General features: G+C 28.0%; 1 protein-coding gene. It reads left to right on the top strand.

Going from position 1 to position 583, the window contains the following annotated elements; genetic code table 11:
• Window positions 1-83: 83 nt before the first annotated feature.
• Window positions 84-449 (top strand): signal peptidase I, encoded by a 366-nt coding sequence (locus tag I6E31_12445; GenBank protein MCF2640766.1) that lies wholly within the window; start codon window positions 84-86, stop codon window positions 447-449.
• The last annotated feature ends 134 nt before the right edge of the window (window positions 450-583 follow it).

Raw genomic sequence — 583 nt, 5'->3', positions numbered from 1 at the left:
AAAATCACTGGAGTTACTTGAAAATTTATTTGTTTTTTCCACCAACACTATTTGACAAAGAGCCAAAGTTTTAGGAGGAGACTATGCTTAGTTTTGTACTTTATGTGTTACTTATTATAGGAATGTGGAGAATTTTTGAAAAAGCAGGTGTTGCAGGGTGGAAATCACTAATTCCATTTTATAATATTTATGTGCTGATAACAAAGATAATTAATAAACCTTGGTGGTGGTTTATCCTCATCTTTATACCAGGAGTAAATGTTATTGTTGCTTTTTTAATAAATATAGCTTTGGCTAGAGCTTTTGGAAAAGGATTTTTATTTGGAGTAGGATTAGCTCTTTTAGGTTTTATTTTCTATTTAATTTTAGGATTTGGAGATATTGCTTATCAAGGACCTATTGAAGTAGAAGTTATTGATTCTGATGAAAAAAGAGATTACGATTTATAATAACTGATAGAAAAAGCTGTTTTAGATTGATGGTTTAATTGTTAATCTATTCAGCTTTTTTTATTTTTTGGTAACTACTCACCTATTACCTATAAATATTATAAAAAGCAAAATTTTATCCCAATATCAACTAA

The sequence above is a fragment of the Fusobacterium varium genome (assembly GCA_021531615.1).
Classification (GTDB): domain Bacteria; phylum Fusobacteriota; class Fusobacteriia; order Fusobacteriales; family Fusobacteriaceae; genus Fusobacterium_A; species Fusobacterium_A varium_C.
Note: the sequence above shows the minus strand (reverse complement) of the source record. Positions and strands in the feature narration are given on the sequence as shown.